Here is a 15126-nt window from a genome sequence, read left to right as displayed (position 1 = left end):
CAATCGTGCCGATGTTGACGTGCGGTTTTGTACGCTCAAACTTTTCCTTTGCCATTCCTCAGGCGCCCTTTTGCGATTTGGGGGACCCTTGGTCCCGTGGTTACATCTGCGCGCGCGAGATATTTGGTTCAGGGGGGAAAATCAAGCACATCCTGAGGGAAATACGCCGATCACGCCGGATTTTGCGTGACCTCGACAGATTCCAGCGGTTGGATCAGGTTGGGGCGCTTGTCGAACCACCCTTGCTCAAGGTGTTCTTCGGCCAGCCATTCCTCGACGCGATCAGCAACTTTGAGCGCCAGACCGCTCATTTGTTCTTCCTTGGTGCGCTCATGCCCCGACCCTTTCAGCGCACTTCCACCTGTCGTGTCTTCCAACACCTGAAATTGCTTTCCTTTGGCCAGGAACTCTTTTTTCTTAACATCATAGACATTGACCAACACAATCGCCGTGCTTTTGGGATTGTAGATCACGGGTATGCCGGGCGGGGCCAGCATATAGCCTTCCAGACTGATGCCGATGTCGTATTCCTGAGCCCCTTCATAACGTCCCAAGCGAATATCGACCGCATTCTGAATCGCCGCGGTCCATTCGTCCGGGGTGGCGTCCCGGCTGACCGGTCCCTGAACGGCCTTATCAGCGAACGCGTAGTTGACGCGCAGCTTGAATTCGCCCAACGACTCGGGCTCTTCGTATAACTGCGTCTGCGTGCAAGCGCCCATTAGGGCCAATCCGGTGATCAAGGTCAGAATGCGCAACATGGTCTCGTCTCGATAGGCCTGTTTTTCTTTGATCTAGCGCACCGATGCGGCTTGTGCCAACCCGTATCGGCAGATTTCCACTTTTGCGATCACGAGAACTTGTAATCCCGCGGGAAGCCATAGGGCGGTTTTTTACCAACGCTGGCACGTTTCGACAGCCATTGGGACATGTCGGCCTCGCGCCGGGTTTTGTCGCCACCCATGGACCATTTCAGTCCCTCTTCCCAGTTGAAGGTGGTTATGTCGGACAACCCTCCATCCAGCTCCAGCGTACCCTGCCGCCCGCGCGCCATGTTGTATTTCTGCAGGCGCACGCCCTTGCCACGGGTCATCTCGGGCAGTTCTTCTGTTGGGAACACAAGGAACTTGCCGTTCTGCGAGACGACCGCCACGTGATCCCCATCAACCGGTTTACAGATCATCGCCGTCTCGTCGCCTTTGACGTTCAGCACCTGCTTGCCGTTACGGGTCTGTGCCAGCACGTCATCTTCGGGCACCATGAATCCGTTGCCCGCATCCGAGGCCACCAGCAGCTTGCGCCCCGGCTTATGGATCAGGATATCGATGATCTGCGCCTCGTTCGGCAGATCAACCATCAGGCGCAGCGGTTCGCCCATGCCCCGTCCACCGGGCAGATTGGTCGCACTGACAGTGTAGAAGCGCCCATTCGAGGCAAACACCAGCAGGCGATCTGTGGTTTCCGCGTGGAAAATGAAACGCGGGCCATCACCATCTTTGAACTTCAATTCGCGCTTCAGGTCGATATGGCCTGTCATGGCGCGAATCCAGCCCATCTGAGAGCAGACGACCGTGATCGGCTCCTTATCGATCATTGCCTCAAGCGGAACTTCCTCGACTTGTCCGGCCTCGGCGAACATCGTGCGACGCGCGCCACCTTCGTAGTCTTTGCCGAAAGTTTTCTTGGTCTCTTTCAACTGCTCGGCAATCTTGGCCCATTGCAGGGCGGGATCGGCCAGCAGGTCTTCAAGATTGGCGCGTTCCAGCATCAGCTCGTCGCGTTCGCGGACCAATTCCATCTCTTCCAGACGGCGCAAGCTGCGCAAGCGCATGTTCAGGATGGCGTCGACCTGAACCTCGGACAGTTCGCCCTCACCCAGCTTGGGCGTGACGTAGTCAGACTCATCGGTGGCGCGGACGTGGTCGATGCCCCAATCCTCGCGCATCAGCGCGGCTTTGGGGTCGTCGTCATAGCGGATGATGTCGATCACACGATCAAGGTTCAGGAAGGCGACGATAAAGCCTTCCAAGACCTCCAACCGATGGTCGATCTTGGCCATGCGGTGACGCGAGCGTCGGATTAGCACCTCTTGTCTGTGATCGAGGAAGGCGCGCAGCACTTCCTTCATCGAGCAAACCTTAGGCGTTACCCCGTCGATCAGCACGTTCATGTTCAGGCTGAACCGCACTTCAAGGTCCGAGTTGCGATAGAGCATGCCCATCAGCACCTCGGGGTCCACGTTTTTAGATCGAGGCTCAAGGATCAACCGGATGTCATCTGCAGATTCGTCGCGCACATCGGCGAGAATCGGGATTTTCTTGGTCTGGATCAGCTCTGCGATCTTTTCGATCAGCTTGGATTTCTGAACCTGATACGGAATCTCAGTGACGATGATCTGCCACTGGCCGCGCCCCAGATCTTCAACCTCGTATTTGCAACGCAGCCGGAATGAGCCGCGCCCGGTGCGATAGGCCTGCGCGATGTTCTCGGGCGGCTCAACAATGACGCCACCGGTCGGAAAGTCCGGTCCAGGCACGTAATTCAGCAACGTATCGTCGCGGGCATCCGGCGTCTTGATCAGATGCAGGCAGGCATCGCACAGCTCCGCAATGTTGTGCGGCGGAATGTTCGTCGCCATACCCACAGCGATACCGCTGGCACCATTGGCCAAAAGGTTGGGGAATTGCGCAGGCAACACCACCGGCTCGGTCAGGGTGCCGTCATAGTTGTCGCGGAAATCAACGGCGTCTTCGTTCAACCCTTCAAGCAGCGCTTCGGCGACGATGGTCATCCGCGCCTCGGTGTATCGCGAAGCAGCCGGGTTATCCCCGTCGATATTGCCAAAGTTCCCTTGCCCGTCGACCAACGGGTAACGGACGTTGAAGTCCTGCGCCAATCGCGCCATCGCGTCATAGATCGCGGCATCGCCGTGCGGGTGATAGTTACCCATCACATCGCCCGAAATCTTGGCGGACTTCCGAAAACCTCCGGTTGCACTGAGTCGCAATTCCCTCATCGCATAGAGGATTCGCCGGTGCACCGGCTTCAGCCCGTCGCGCGCGTCAGGCAGGGCGCGATGCATGATGGTAGAGAGCGCATAGGTCAGATAGCGCTCACCTATCGCGCGGCGCAGCGGTTCGGCTACCTCGCCCCCACCTTCGGGGGCCTCCATGTTGGGGTCGTCGATGGTATCGTTCATATATGATGTGATACGACGCAAGCGCGCCTTGGTAAAGCAAGCAGCAAGTATTTTGCTGGGGACAAGTCGCGCTTTTTGCAACAGGGGGAGGCAAGTGTGTGTTTTCCCCGAATTTTCGACTCGGCCTCACAATTATGCTACCATTCCAACAATTGAATGATTGCTGCCTAATATTGTTGTTACGATTACCTTGGGGGACGGCCACTATGCGCCTGATACTTGTTACTTTTGCCGCTCTCGGCTGGACCTTTTACGTGATGAGCGGAGGTCCCGACTTTGAACCGCGCGGTGTGCGCGAAGCTAAACCTGAACGCGTTGCCGTTGCACCAAAACCGGCTGTGCCGGCGGTCGAACCTGCGCCTGTTGAAAACCTTGTCACACAAGCGGCCATCAAATCTGAGTCTGTGGTGCCGGTGACTGCCGAAGTGGCGCAAGTGACAGCCGAACCTGTCGCCGAGCTGGGCGAAGAAGAAACCAAAGCGCTGCTATCGCAGGTGGCTGCGGGTCTAAAGGCAAACCCATCGTTGTTTAGCGACGAGAATGTTACACTTACCTTGGCGTCGCTGGAACAAGGCGTCGCCTCGCTTGAACAGGTCACCACAGATGCCGAACTGCCAGCAGTGGACCTGTCCTCAACAGTTGAAACACCCAAGGACATTCGCGAGATTTCGGGCACCCGCGTCAACCTGCGGGACGGCCCCGGAACCATCTATCCGATCATTGGCAAAGCCGGTCTTGGCCAGCAAGTCGAGGTATTGAGCGAATCGGGCACCGGCTGGCTGCGCCTGCGCGTGTTGCCGGGGCAACAGGTTGGGTGGATTTCCGCATCACTGGTCCGGAAAACAACAAACTGACGCCAGAGTGTCATTGCCCTGCCGCAAACCCCGCCATAGCTATTGGCGGTGTAAATGTGCGGAAGGCTTATGCAGAAATCGATTCTAATTACGGGATGCTCTTCGGGCATCGGCCTGGATGCGGCACACGGAATGCGTGCACGCGGATGGCGCGTCTTCGCATCTTGCCGCCAGCAGCGCGATTGTGATCGTTTGCGCGCACAAGGCTTTGAAAGCCCGAGAATCGATTATACCGACCACCAGAGCATAAATTCAGGTGTGTCATCCATACTTGAGGCGACAGGCGGCACTCTGGATGCTTTGTTCAACAACGGCGCCCACGGCCTGCCCGGGGCGGTCGAAGACGTGCCGACCGACGGATTGCGCCATATCTTCGAAACCAATGTCTTCGGATGGCATGAGCTGACGCGCCAAATAATTCCCGTTATGCGGGAACAAGGTCACGGCCGACTTGTTCAATGCTCTTCGGTTTTGGGCCTTGTCGCCTTTCCCTGGAGAGGCGCTTATGTCGCAACTAAATATGCCATCGAGGGTCTGACCGATACGATGCGGCTGGAATTGCGCGACACCGACATCCATGTGGTTCTGATCGAGCCTGGACCCATTACGTCGAAGCTGCGGGAAAAGGCGATTCCGATGTTCGAAAAGTACATCGACTGGGAAAACTCGGCTCTGCGGTCAAAGTACGAAGCCTCTTTGCTGAAACGTCTTTATGAAAGCAGCGGGCCCGACAAGTTCGAGCTACCGGCCTCTGCAGTGACAAACAAACTGGCCCACGCGGTCGAAGCGCGACGCCCCAAACCGCGTTATTACGTGACGACGCCCACATATGTGGCCGGGGTTCTGCGGCGGATTTTGCCCACAAAAGCCACTGACCGGATCCTCTCAGATATCTGAGGTGAAATTTCCCGTTCGCTTTTTGACCTCTCAACGCTAGATGGGTCATAATCGAAAAAACCGGACGGTGACTTAAAATGGACCTTTTGATGGTCGTACTGCTTTTGGTTATGGCGGCGGTTGTCGTTGTGCTGACCTTGGGCATTGCGAATTTCGGCAAAAGCGGCATGGAAGCCGCAAAGAAAAGCAACAAGATGATGCGGCTGCGTATCCTCTTTCAGTTCATTGCCGTGGTGCTGATCGTTCTATTCGTCTATCTGCGCGGACAAGGGGTGCAATAAATGGTCGTTCTCAACAAGATTTACACACGCACGGGCGACGACGGCAAAACGGCTCTGGGCAATGGCGAACGTGTGGCCAAATATGCAGGCCGCGTTGCCGCATATGGCACAGTAGACGAATTGAACGCCTTTGTCGGTGTAGCCAGAAGCGAGGCTGAGGGCGAAACGGACGCGGCACTATCGCGCATTCAGAATGACCTGTTCGACCTGGGTGCAGATTTCTGCCGCCCGGACATGGATAAGGACGCCGAGGCCGACTACCCGCCCCTGCGCATAGTGCCATCTCAGATCGATCGGCTCGAAGCCGAAATCGATGTAATGAACGAACATCTCGAACCGCTGCGCAGTTTCATCCTGCCGGGCGGATCGCGTCTGGCTGCACATTTGCACGTGTGCCGTACCGTGTCGCGCCGCGCAGAACGGCTGGCAGTTGAATTGACGAATATGGAGCCGGTCAACGACGTTGCGGTCAAATACCTCAACCGCCTGAGCGACTGGTTCTTTGTCGCCGCACGTTGCGCAAATAACAACGGCAAAGATGACGTTTTGTGGGTTCCTGGCGCGAACCGCTGATCCCGAATTGCAGAGGATTCAGGCGGCAGCGCCCGCCCCTCTGCGAAAAAAACCGCAAAACGCGACGTCCCGACGCCATGACGTGACGATTTTGCTCTGTTGTGCCACTGCCGCAGGCGCTATCTAGTCCGTCGAGAGCATTGGTGGAGTCGCCACAGCGGCTTGCCGTTTTTTTGAGGAGCATACGCAAAAATGAAGGTACTGGTGCCTGTCAAGCGCGTGATTGACTACAACGTTAAGGTCCGCGTGAAAGCGGATGGGAGCGGTGTTGATCTCGCCAATGTGAAAATGTCGATGAACCCGTTCGACGAGATTGCTGTCGAAGAAGCAATTCGTCTGAAAGAAGCGGGCAAAGCCGACGAAGTTGTTGCCGTTTCGATCGGCGTCAAGCAAGCACAGGAAACGCTGCGCACCGCGCTGGCGATGGGCGCAGACCGCGCGATCCTGGTTGTGGCCGCTGATGACGTGCACACCGACATCGAACCTCTGGCTGTTGCCAAAATCCTGGCCAAAGTGGTCGAAGAAGAGCAGCCGGGCATCGTTCTGGCGGGCAAGCAGGCGATCGACAACGACATGAACGCCACCGGTCAGATGCTGTCGGCTCTGCTGGGCTGGTCGCAAGGTACCTTCGCGTCTGAACTGGATATTGAAGGCGACAGCGCCAAGATCACCCGTGAAGTGGACGGCGGTCTGCAGACCATCAGCGTCAAGATGCCAACCATCGTAACCGTTGACCTGCGCCTGAACGAGCCGCGCTATGCGTCGCTGCCGAACATCATGAAGGCGAAGAAAAAGCCGCTGGATGAAAAAACCGCCGCCGATTACGGCGTCGACGTCACCCCGCGTCTGGAGATTGTCAAAACTGACGAGCCGCCGGCACGTGCCGCTGGTATCGTCGTGGGCTCGGTCGACGAGCTGGTCGAGAAACTCAAAGAAGCGGGGGCTGTGTAATGGCTGTACTTCTGCTGGCTGAAGTCAACAATGGTGAGCTGTCGATGGACGCCACCGCCAAGGCCGTCAACGCTGCGAAAGCTCTGGGCGATGTGACCGTTCTGGCCGCAGGTGGTTCCGCTGCCGCTGCCGGTGAGGCCGCCGCCAAGATCGACGGTGTGTCGAAGGTTCTGGTCGCCGAAGATGCCTCGCTGGGTCACCGCCTGGCGGAATCGACTGCGGCGCTGATCGTGTCGCTGGCTGATGGCTACGAGCACATCGTTGCCCCTGCGACCACCGACGCCAAGAACGTGATGCCGCGCGTTGCTGCGCTGCTGGACGTGATGGTGATCTCGGATGCGTCCGGCGTGGTTGACGGCTCGACCTTCGAGCGTCCGATCTATGCGGGCAACGCGATCCAGACCGTGAAATCGAATGACGCCAAGAAGGTTGTCACCCTGCGGACCGCCAGCTTTGACGCCGCAGGCGAAGGCGGCTCGGCCCCGGTCGAAACCATCTCGGTCCCGGCCTCCGAAGGTCTGTCGTCGTGGGTCGAGGACAAGGTTGCCGAGAGCGATCGTCCTGAATTGACCTCGGCAGGTGTTGTTGTCTCGGGCGGCCGTGGCGTCGGCTCGGAAGAGGACTTCAAACTGATCGAAACCCTGGCCGACAAGCTGGGCGCGGCAGTTGGCGCCTCGCGCGCGGCTGTGGACTCGGGCTATGCCCCGAACGACTGGCAGGTGGGTCAGACCGGTAAGGTTGTTGCCCCCGATCTGTATGTCGCTGTCGGCATCTCGGGCGCGATCCAGCACCTGGCGGGTATGAAGGACTCGAAAGTCATCGTTGCGATCAACAAGGACGAAGAAGCCCCGATCTTCCAGGTCGCTGACTTCGGGCTGGTTGCCGACCTGTTCCAGGCAGTGCCGGAACTGACTGAGAAACTTGGCTAAAGTCAAAGTTTTTCGTCGACACATCTTAGAAGGCCCGCCAATAGGCGGGCCTTTTTCAGTTCAAGTCCCGCAAAACAGGCAATAGTTTCGCGGCAATCTCTCTGTGCGCGGACGGGCCAATGACATGCTCAGCAATTGGCTGCTGTAACGTCCCAAACAACACATCTTCTAACGTGTCTGACACCGCCGTCACGCAAACCGAACACTCAACTACCCTATTACAGAGGGGGCGAAGCCGTTCGATCATTGCAGCATCCGGCAAGACAAGATCACTATGCATACCGGCCTGCCTTTGCACATGAAGCCAAAGCAGTATGACCGGCGGCTCTATGCGGCGAACCAGCTTTGAACAAGCGCGCAACCAAGCTTCTTGCAGCTCTTGCGCGACAATTTCGAAACGAGCGTCTTGTTCGGCGCGCAGCCGATCCAACAGATGCCGCACGAAGTGGATTTCCGTGAAATCGACCTCTGGATATAACTGTACCAGATCGAGCGTAGGTTCCACGAAACGATCATTGCGGCGCGGATGCACCCGGTAGAATCGGTTCGACTGGTACGGCAGATCGGGGACCTGCAATACACAAACTTCAGACGCATTCACCAGATCCAAAAGCGCCGGGTCACCCAGCATGGCCTCAACACCACAAAACAGGCTGCCGAAATTGATGCAGGGCAGCTTTAACCGCTTGCCAAGCTCGACAGGAAACGGATTCTCAACAAACCGGCCAAAGGTTTCCTCTCCGCCCAGACAGGCCACATAGGGCTTGCTCAGATCGCCCGGCGGGCCTCGAAACCACAGTTTGGACCCCATGTATTGACAGGCGGCGTCTCCACCACCGCCAGATTGATGAAAGCTCATATCAAGCCCCCCATTTTCTCACCCGGTTGCCATCTTGCGGCCGCAGATGTTGAGAAATTCCTAATGCGCGCATTTGAAGCAAAATTGACAGGTTCGATCCCCTTGCCGCCTGCCCCGCTCTGCCGATACTGTCGCGATAATCTTCAGGGCAAAGGCAGCTGGACATGGAAATCAAATCGGTCGGAGTTATTGGCGCGGGTCAGATGGGAAATGGGATTGCCCATGTCCTGGCCTTGGCGGGATACGAGGTCTTGCTGAACGATGTCAGTCAGGACGCGCTGAACAACGCTGTGTCTGTTATCGAAGGCAACATGGCGCGCCAAGCCTCTCGCGGTAAGATCACCAACGACGATATGCAGGGTGCCTTGACACGTATTACGACAACGTTGGAACTGCCCCGTCTTGGTCAAACCGATCTGGTCATCGAAGCCGCGACCGAGCGGGAGACGATCAAGCAGGCAATCTTTGAGGACCTGCAGCCGCATCTGCTGCCGCATACAATCTTGACGTCGAATACGTCATCCATCTCGATCACGCGCCTGGCCAGCCGCACCGACCGGCCAGAGCGGTTTATGGGCTTTCACTTCATGAACCCGGTGCCGGTCATGCAGCTGGTGGAACTGATCCGGGGCATCGCTACGGACGAAGAGACATTCAGCGCTTGCAAGGCAGTGGTCGATCGCCTTGGCAAAACGGCAGCGAGTGCCGAAGATTTCCCCGCCTTTATCGTTAACCGGATCTTGATGCCGATGATCAACGAAGCCGTTTATACCCTGTATGAAGGCGTCGGCAGCGTTCAATCCATCGACCAGTCGATGAAGCTGGGCGCGAATCATCCGATGGGCCCGCTGGAATTGGCGGACTTTATCGGGCTGGATACCTGCCTGGCGATCATGAACGTCTTGCACGACGGTCTGGCAGACACCAAGTACCGCCCCTGCCCGCTGTTGACGAAATATGTCGAGGCTGGCTGGCTGGGCCGCAAGACCGAGCGCGGGTTCTATGACTATCGCGGAGAGGTTCCGGTACCAACACGTTGAAAGGGGGCCAGCCCCCTCGCCCGGATTTCATCCGGGCTCACCCCCGAGGTACTTTTGGCCAGATGAAGACGCGGATCAGGCTTTGTTTGATTGGCCCAAGGACATTGTGCGATCCCGTAGCCATGCCATGAAGCCGCGCGGGTCGCGCTCGAGCAGTTCCATGTCGTCATCGCCGATCGGCTCGCCGATAACCGGCGACTGCGGTTTGTTGCAGGATCGGACGATTTCATGCAACAGCAAACCCTGGCGTAGGATCGGCGACAGTTTATTAGCAATCTGGTACCAGCGCGAGTTGCTGCCCGGAAAGAAAATCGGCAACACTTGCGCGCCCGAGCGACGGATCATTTTGGCGGTGAAAACGTTCCATTCACGCTCGATAGCTGGACCAAACCAGTCATCCGATGACATCACCACGCCTGACGGGAACAAGGCCACTACACCGCCATTCTTCAGGTGCTCCATGGCCTTGCCGCGCATCTCCAGCATCTTGGCCTGCGCCTCGGGATCGTGCGGAAAAGGCACCGGGATCATGAAGGATGTAGCGGCCTCATCCAGGCCGGTCAGAACTGAGCGGGTCAGAATGCGGTAATCGCTGCGGACCCGTCCAATCAGCTCGGCCAGGATCATACCATCGACCATACCGTGCGGATGGTTGGCAACCACAACGACGGGACCGGTTTTGGGAATCCGGGCAATCTGTTCCTGAGGTGTGGTCAGGTCGATTCCCATAGTCGTAAGGGCACCGCCCCAGAACCGCTGGCCGCGATAGTATTCGTTCTTTTTTTCGAATTTGTTGACCATGCGCAGAATGGTCAGCTTGCCAGTGCACCATTCGATGGCCCGAATGGCGGTCGAAGTCCAGGCATCGTCAAACGAGTTCGCATAGGTCAGGGTTCTACGGTCGTAGATTTCGCCCTCATCCGCGGTCCCATCCACCACCGGGCTTGTCTTGGTCTCGTGCGTCGTTTCCGCCAATTCCTGGTCTTCCCGTTTTCATGTCCCGGCGGGGCGGATTAGAACCCCTCTCCGAACTTGTCATTCACAAGCGCTTCCAGAGCTTCCGCCAATGCCTCAGCATCCGGCCCCGACGTCTCGACGTCAATAGTTGTTCCGCGCGAAGCTGCCAACATCAAAAGACCCATAATACTGTCGCCTGAGGCAGAAAGTCCGTCTTTTGACACCTCGGCGCGAGCATCGAACCCTTCTACGACCTCGACCAGCTTTGCCGAGGCGCGGGCATGCAGGCCCTTTTCATTGATAATTTTAAGGCTTCGGTTGGTCATAGTCGTCAATCCGGTCTTATTCCAATGTCACATTTTGTGCATTTATGTATTTCCGTCCAGCCTCCATCGCCTGTCGCACGGCATCGCCGATAGGCAAGTGGCGGCTTTTGGCCAATTTGATCAGCATAGGAAGGTTGGCGCCGTAAAGAATGCGCCGGTCCTGAGGCGCACAGGCCCTCAGGCTGAGATTCGACGGGCTTCCGCCGAACAGATCGGTGACAACAACGACACCATCGCCCATGTCTACGCTATCCGCTGCCTGGCAGATCTCGGCCTGTTTGGCGTCACGATCGTGTTCAGCTTCGATTGCAATGGCCACCAGACCGGGTTGCGGCCCGACGACATGCTGTGTGGCTGACAGGTATTCCTGAGCCAACCCCCCATGCGCAACGATCACAATTCCGATCAATCCGACCTCACATTCAACGTCCGGCGTTCCATTTCGCGATGCCTAATTGCCACTTGCTGGCCACCTTCGGCAAGGGCCTTTGCCACAGCTTCGGCCATTGCAACAGAGCGGTGTTGCCCCCCGGTACATCCAAAGGCCACAGACAGATGCGCTTTACCTTCGGCCCGAAATGCGGGCAACAAAAGATTTAGCAGATCCATGACACGTTCATAAAACGGCAAATAGGTCGTGTCCGATTGCACATAGTGCGCGACATCCGGGTGTCGACCATCCGCTGCACGCAACTCGGGGCGCCAGTAGGGATTGGCAAGGAACCGGCAGTCGAACACCATATCCAGCCCGCGCGGAAGCCCGCGCTTATACGAGAAAGATTCGATCGAAACCGCTAGGTGCCGCCCATCCTTGGGGACAAACCAGGTTTCAACCTCTTCGCGTAACTGATGCACGTTCAAAAGACTGGTGTCGATCAGCGTATCGGCAATCTCACGGATCGGGGCCAGAAGTTCCTTTTCACGCCGGATGCCGGTTTCCGGGCTGGCATCTCTTGCGACCGGGTGACGGCGACGGGTTTCCGAAAACCGGCGCAGCAGAACGTCATCACTGCAATCCAGATACAGAACCGTCAGATCCACTTGCGCCATACGACCCAGTTTTTCGGCCAACTCGATAAATCCGATTGTCGAAAAATCCCGATTGCGGGCATCAACGCCCAGCGCCATTGGACGGTCGCTTTCGGCGCTATCGAGCAGGCGCAGCAACAACCCCATCGGCAGGTTATCAATCGCCTCGAAGCCAAGATCTTCCAGTACGTGGATCGCGGTGGACCGGCCTGCGCCTGACGGGCCAGTGACCAATACGATCCGCCGTTGTGAAGTCATGTGTTCGGCCATTCCGCGTCTACACGCCCATACTTTAGCAACTGCACTAATGCTGCTGCCAAATTGGGGACGCCAGCGCCCCGAAGCAAGGGAACAGTTTGCCTCAGGACTTGAACGGTGATCTGTTCGGGAAAACGCGCGGGCTCGCTCTGCGACAGATCCACGACATAGGTTACCGGAGTTGACTCGACCGCCGGGGTCTTGAGCAGGCCGATGTGGCGTGCTTCGATCAAGCCGCGCAGGTGTGGAACAGCGGACGCAATGACCCGCTCTTCGACCATTTCAAGGATCACACGATCATCTGCAACCAAGTCTGTCCCAAAGGCCATCATCTGCAAGGCCAACCCGGATTTACCTGTTCCAGAGGCACCGATGATCAACACGCCGCGCCCTTCAACCGAAACACAGGAGGCATGAACGCACGCCTTGTCCAGGTTTTTGGCGTCTGACAGCAAATCGGTTTGCATCGGTTAAACGGGCAGCCCCACCACGAAACGCGCGCCCAGAGGATCCGAGGTGATGTCGGCCTCGGTCGGGCGTATATTTTCAGCCCAGATTACACCGCCATGGGCCTCGACAATCTGCTTTGAGATCGCAAGACCAAGGCCCGAGTTATTACCGAAATGCTCGGCCGGGCGCTGCGAGTAGAATCGCTTGAACACTTTGGTCAGCGCCTGTTCGGGAATGCCGGGGCCCGTATCCTCAACTACGACCAAAACGCGATTGTCGCGCTGCCGGACCCAGACGCGAATGGCGTCACTTTCCTCGCAGAACGAAATGGCGTTGGTGATGAGGTTGACGAAAACCTGCGCCAGTCGGGCTTCGAGACCGTTGATGATGATCGGTTCAGGCGGAAGGTCAGTGATGTAGTCGATGCCTTTGGAACGAGCATCTTCGCCCAAATACTGACCCAGATTGCCCAGCAACTTGAGAAGGTCAAAAGGTTGCTCTTCTTCTTTGACCAGCTCTGCATCCAGACGCGAAGCGTTCGAGATATCGCTGACCAGACGGTCCAGACGCCGGACGTCATGCTCAATCACATCCAGCAACTTGTCGCGCTGATCCTCGCGTTTGACCATACGCAGCGTGCCAACGGCGGATTGCAGGCTGGCCAAGGGGTTCTTGATTTCATGGGCCACGTCAGCGGCGAACTGTTCATTCGCGTCGATCCGATTGTAGAGCGCTGTCACCATACCCCGCAGCGCACGGCTGAGCCGCCCAATCTCGTCCGGGCGCGCACTAAGATCCGGAATGCGGATACGACCGGGGTTGACCCCTGTACCGCGGTCCTTGCCCATTTCAGCTGCCGCCGCCAGATCCGCCAGTGGGTTGGCGATTGTCGAGGCCAGCACAAGGCTCAGACCTACGGAAACCAGAAGGGCTACCACAAACATCTGAAGAATGCGTTCCTGTTCGCGGCGGGCCAGCGCGTCGATTTCCCCGGCTGGGCCGGTAATGGCAACCGCACCGGCTGGACTATCCGCATACAGGATCGGTGCGGCAGCAACGATCACCGTGTCCCCCGCGCTGTCTTGCACCGCTTGGACCTGCGCTTGCCCTTCCAGCGCCTGTGGAATAATCGCCTGAACCCGCTGCGCCAGCGTCGGAGATTCCGTCTCGGTCGACCAGTTGAACAGGTTGGACAGGCCAATCCACACCGCATGCAGCGTATCGCTGATGACAGTGCTGCCAGTTTGCACTTCGGACTCCGAACGAAGAAGCACAGGCATGTCAGAGATTTGTGGTGCGCCACGCGTCCAACCGATCAGAGTGCCGCTTGCGTCATAGACAAAGACTTCGCCGCCTTCGGGAAGTGTGAGCCCTGAAAGCGTATCCTTGACGTCCAAATTGCCGGCATTTTGCGCCGAGGTTTGAGCGCCCTGTCGCAGCTGAGTTTCAAAGACATTGCTGACCAGCTGCGCGTCGCCCAGCAGATTGCGCGCGGTCTGCTGCACTTTTTCTTTACGCGAATCGTCCAGATACAGCAGCCCGGTGACCAGAATCACCAAGGCGATCAGATTGAAGGTGATGATCTTGCGGGCCAAAGGCGATCCACGCAGAGAAAACAGGTTCCTCCGGGATCGCTTTTCCCTCAGCTCGGCAGACTCGGGATCCTGGGGAATGACCCAGTCATCCCCAAGAACGACGTCGCCGTCGCGCAGTTCTCTGGCTTCTTCGGTGTCGCGCACGAGAGCCCATTACCTCTTGCAGGCGTCGCGCCTATTCTTCGTTGTACCGGTAACCGATACCATACAGGGTTTCGATCGCCGAGAACTCGGGGTCGGCTGCGCGCATTTTCTTGCGTAGGCGCTTAATGTGGCTGTCGATTGTCCTGTCGTCCACATAAACTTGATCGTCGTAAGCCACATCCATCAGCTGGTCACGGCTTTTGACAAAGCCCGGACGCTGGGCAAGCGCTTGTAACAACAAGAACTCTGTCACGGTCAGGGACACGTCATTCCCTTTCCAGCTTACTGCATGGCGCAGAGGATCCATCCGCAGGTCACCGCGTTCCATAACCTTGGTGTCACTGCTGTTGGCGGCCACTGCGTCGCCGCTTGTTGCCTCTTGCCGGCGCAACAACGCGCGGATGCGTTCAACCAGCAACCGCTGCGAGAACGGCTTTTTTACATAATCATCTGCGCCCATGCGCAGGCCAAGAACCTCGTCGATCTCGTCATCTTTCGAGGTCAGGAAGATCACTGGCATCTGCGTTTTCTGACGCAGCCGCTGCAGCAGATCCATGCCATCCATCCGAGGCATTTTTATATCGAGAACAGCCATATCCGGCAGCTTTTTGTTGAACGCATCCAACGCGGCCTGGCCATCATTATAAGTTTCAACCTCGAAACCTTCGGCTTCAAGAGTCATGGATACAGACGTTAGAATGTTTCTATCGTCATCCACCAGTGCAATCTTTGACATCGGGCTCACCCCTATTCCTGCTCACTCGCGCAATAATTCGCTTATTTG

17 protein-coding genes are annotated in these 15126 nt (G+C 57.3%); 7 read left to right on the top strand and 10 right to left on the bottom strand.

The window, feature by feature from the left end; all coding sequences use genetic code 11:
- Positions 1-170: 170 nt before the first annotated feature.
- Entirely contained in the window at positions 171-761 is a 591-nt protein-coding gene (locus GOV90_RS19570; RefSeq protein WP_171096044.1) for a hypothetical protein, read from the bottom strand.
- Positions 762-850: 89 nt separating this feature from the next.
- Entirely contained in the window at positions 851-3199 is a 2349-nt protein-coding gene (parC, locus tag GOV90_RS19565) for a DNA topoisomerase IV subunit A (protein ID WP_171096046.1), read from the bottom strand.
- A gap of 206 nt (positions 3200-3405) precedes the next feature.
- On the opposite strand from parC, the gene GOV90_RS19560 reads away from it, so the two are divergent.
- The 6 genes from GOV90_RS19560 (at position 3406) to GOV90_RS19535 (ending at position 7684) form a co-directional block, all read left to right on the top strand.
- Entirely contained in the window at positions 3406-4053 is a 648-nt protein-coding gene (locus GOV90_RS19560) for an SH3 domain-containing protein (protein ID WP_253284811.1), read from the top strand.
- A gap of 69 nt (positions 4054-4122) precedes the next feature.
- Complete coding sequence (locus GOV90_RS19555; protein ID WP_171096048.1) at positions 4123-4950, top strand: SDR family NAD(P)-dependent oxidoreductase; 828 nt, start codon at positions 4123-4125, stop codon at positions 4948-4950.
- A 77-nt stretch (positions 4951-5027) separates the two neighbouring features.
- Positions 5028-5231, top strand: coding sequence for a twin transmembrane helix small protein (locus GOV90_RS19550; protein ID WP_171096049.1), 204 nt, complete (start codon positions 5028-5030; stop codon positions 5229-5231).
- Complete coding sequence (locus GOV90_RS19545) at positions 5232-5804, top strand: cob(I)yrinic acid a,c-diamide adenosyltransferase (RefSeq protein ID WP_171096051.1); 573 nt, start codon at positions 5232-5234, stop codon at positions 5802-5804.
- A 192-nt stretch (positions 5805-5996) separates the two neighbouring features.
- Positions 5997-6755 carry an electron transfer flavoprotein subunit beta/FixA family protein gene (locus GOV90_RS19540; RefSeq protein WP_171096053.1) on the top strand — a complete coding sequence of 253 codons (759 nt, stop codon included), beginning with the start codon at positions 5997-5999 and terminating at the stop codon, positions 6753-6755.
- Entirely contained in the window at positions 6755-7684 is a 930-nt protein-coding gene (locus tag GOV90_RS19535; RefSeq protein ID WP_171096056.1) for an electron transfer flavoprotein subunit alpha/FixB family protein, read from the top strand. Before GOV90_RS19540 ends, GOV90_RS19535 begins: the two co-directional genes overlap by 1 nt.
- A 55-nt stretch (positions 7685-7739) precedes the next feature.
- On the opposite strand, the gene GOV90_RS19530 is transcribed toward GOV90_RS19535, so the two are convergent.
- On the bottom strand, positions 7740-8543 hold the full coding sequence (locus GOV90_RS19530; protein ID WP_253284812.1) for a DUF6473 family protein: 804 nt from the start codon (positions 8541-8543) through the stop codon (positions 7740-7742).
- 164 nt (positions 8544-8707) lie between these two features.
- On the opposite strand from GOV90_RS19530, the gene GOV90_RS19525 reads away from it, so the two are divergent.
- Positions 8708-9583, top strand: a complete 876-nt coding sequence (locus GOV90_RS19525) for a 3-hydroxybutyryl-CoA dehydrogenase (protein ID WP_171096058.1) — start codon at positions 8708-8710, stop codon at positions 9581-9583.
- 75 nt (positions 9584-9658) lie between these two features.
- Here GOV90_RS19525 and GOV90_RS19520 read toward each other — a convergent pair whose 3' ends face one another.
- The 7 genes from GOV90_RS19520 to GOV90_RS19490 are packed head-to-tail and all read right to left on the bottom strand — an operon-like array spanning position 9659 to position 15078.
- The gene (locus GOV90_RS19520) at positions 9659-10558 is read right to left on the bottom strand and encodes a lysophospholipid acyltransferase family protein (protein WP_171096060.1); all 900 of its coding nucleotides are present in this window, start codon (positions 10556-10558) and stop codon (positions 9659-9661) included.
- Between the two features lie 38 nt (positions 10559-10596).
- Positions 10597-10866, bottom strand: a complete 270-nt coding sequence (locus GOV90_RS19515; protein WP_171096062.1) for an HPr family phosphocarrier protein — start codon at positions 10864-10866, stop codon at positions 10597-10599.
- Positions 10867-10882: 16 nt separating this feature from the next.
- Entirely contained in the window at positions 10883-11275 is a 393-nt protein-coding gene (locus GOV90_RS19510) for a PTS sugar transporter subunit IIA (RefSeq protein WP_171096064.1), read from the bottom strand.
- Positions 11272-12153 (bottom strand): RNase adapter RapZ, encoded by an 882-nt coding sequence (gene rapZ, locus GOV90_RS19505; protein ID WP_171096066.1) that lies wholly within the window; start codon positions 12151-12153, stop codon positions 11272-11274. The genes GOV90_RS19510 and rapZ overlap by 4 nt, the downstream gene beginning before the upstream one ends.
- The gene (locus GOV90_RS19500; protein ID WP_171096068.1) at positions 12150-12620 is read right to left on the bottom strand and encodes an HPr kinase/phosphorylase; all 471 of its coding nucleotides are present in this window, start codon (positions 12618-12620) and stop codon (positions 12150-12152) included. Before GOV90_RS19500 ends, rapZ begins: the two co-directional genes overlap by 4 nt.
- A 3-nt stretch (positions 12621-12623) precedes the next feature.
- Positions 12624-14342 (bottom strand): sensor histidine kinase, encoded by a 1719-nt coding sequence (locus GOV90_RS19495; RefSeq protein ID WP_171096070.1) that lies wholly within the window; start codon positions 14340-14342, stop codon positions 12624-12626.
- Positions 14343-14373: 31 nt separating this feature from the next.
- Positions 14374-15078, bottom strand: a complete 705-nt coding sequence (locus GOV90_RS19490; protein WP_171096072.1) for a response regulator transcription factor — start codon at positions 15076-15078, stop codon at positions 14374-14376.
- Positions 15079-15126 lie beyond the last annotated feature (48 nt).

This window comes from Ruegeria sp. HKCCA5929, from assembly GCF_013034525.1.
Taxonomy (GTDB): Bacteria; Pseudomonadota; Alphaproteobacteria; order Rhodobacterales; family Rhodobacteraceae; genus Ruegeria.
This window is presented reverse-complemented; position numbering and strand designations above follow the sequence as displayed.

Excerpts from the sequence above, each read along its gene's own strand:
- GOV90_RS19535 (WP_171096056.1), top strand. The coding sequence starts at position 6,755 with ATGGCTGTACTTCTGCTGGCTGAAGTCAACAATGGTGAGCTGTCGATG.
- GOV90_RS19530 (WP_253284812.1), bottom strand. The coding sequence starts at position 8,543 with ATGAGCTTTCATCAATCTGGCGGTGGTGGAGACGCCGCCTGTCAATAC.
- GOV90_RS19545 (WP_171096051.1), top strand. The coding sequence starts at position 5,232 with ATGGTCGTTCTCAACAAGATTTACACACGCACGGGCGACGACGGCAAA.
- parC (WP_171096046.1), bottom strand. The coding sequence starts at position 3,199 with ATGAACGATACCATCGACGACCCCAACATGGAGGCCCCCGAAGGTGGG.
- GOV90_RS19525 (WP_171096058.1), top strand. The coding sequence starts at position 8,708 with ATGGAAATCAAATCGGTCGGAGTTATTGGCGCGGGTCAGATGGGAAAT.
- GOV90_RS19550 (WP_171096049.1), top strand. The coding sequence starts at position 5,028 with ATGGACCTTTTGATGGTCGTACTGCTTTTGGTTATGGCGGCGGTTGTC.
- GOV90_RS19490 (WP_171096072.1), bottom strand. The coding sequence starts at position 15,078 with ATGTCAAAGATTGCACTGGTGGATGACGATAGAAACATTCTAACGTCT.
- GOV90_RS19560 (WP_253284811.1), top strand. The coding sequence starts at position 3,406 with ATGCGCCTGATACTTGTTACTTTTGCCGCTCTCGGCTGGACCTTTTAC.
- GOV90_RS19540 (WP_171096053.1), top strand. The coding sequence starts at position 5,997 with ATGAAGGTACTGGTGCCTGTCAAGCGCGTGATTGACTACAACGTTAAG.
- GOV90_RS19555 (WP_171096048.1), top strand. The coding sequence starts at position 4,123 with ATGCAGAAATCGATTCTAATTACGGGATGCTCTTCGGGCATCGGCCTG.
- rapZ (WP_171096066.1), bottom strand. The coding sequence starts at position 12,153 with ATGACTTCACAACGGCGGATCGTATTGGTCACTGGCCCGTCAGGCGCA.
- GOV90_RS19500 (WP_171096068.1), bottom strand. The coding sequence starts at position 12,620 with ATGCAAACCGATTTGCTGTCAGACGCCAAAAACCTGGACAAGGCGTGC.
- GOV90_RS19570 (WP_171096044.1), bottom strand. The coding sequence starts at position 761 with ATGTTGCGCATTCTGACCTTGATCACCGGATTGGCCCTAATGGGCGCT.
- GOV90_RS19515 (WP_171096062.1), bottom strand. The coding sequence starts at position 10,866 with ATGACCAACCGAAGCCTTAAAATTATCAATGAAAAGGGCCTGCATGCC.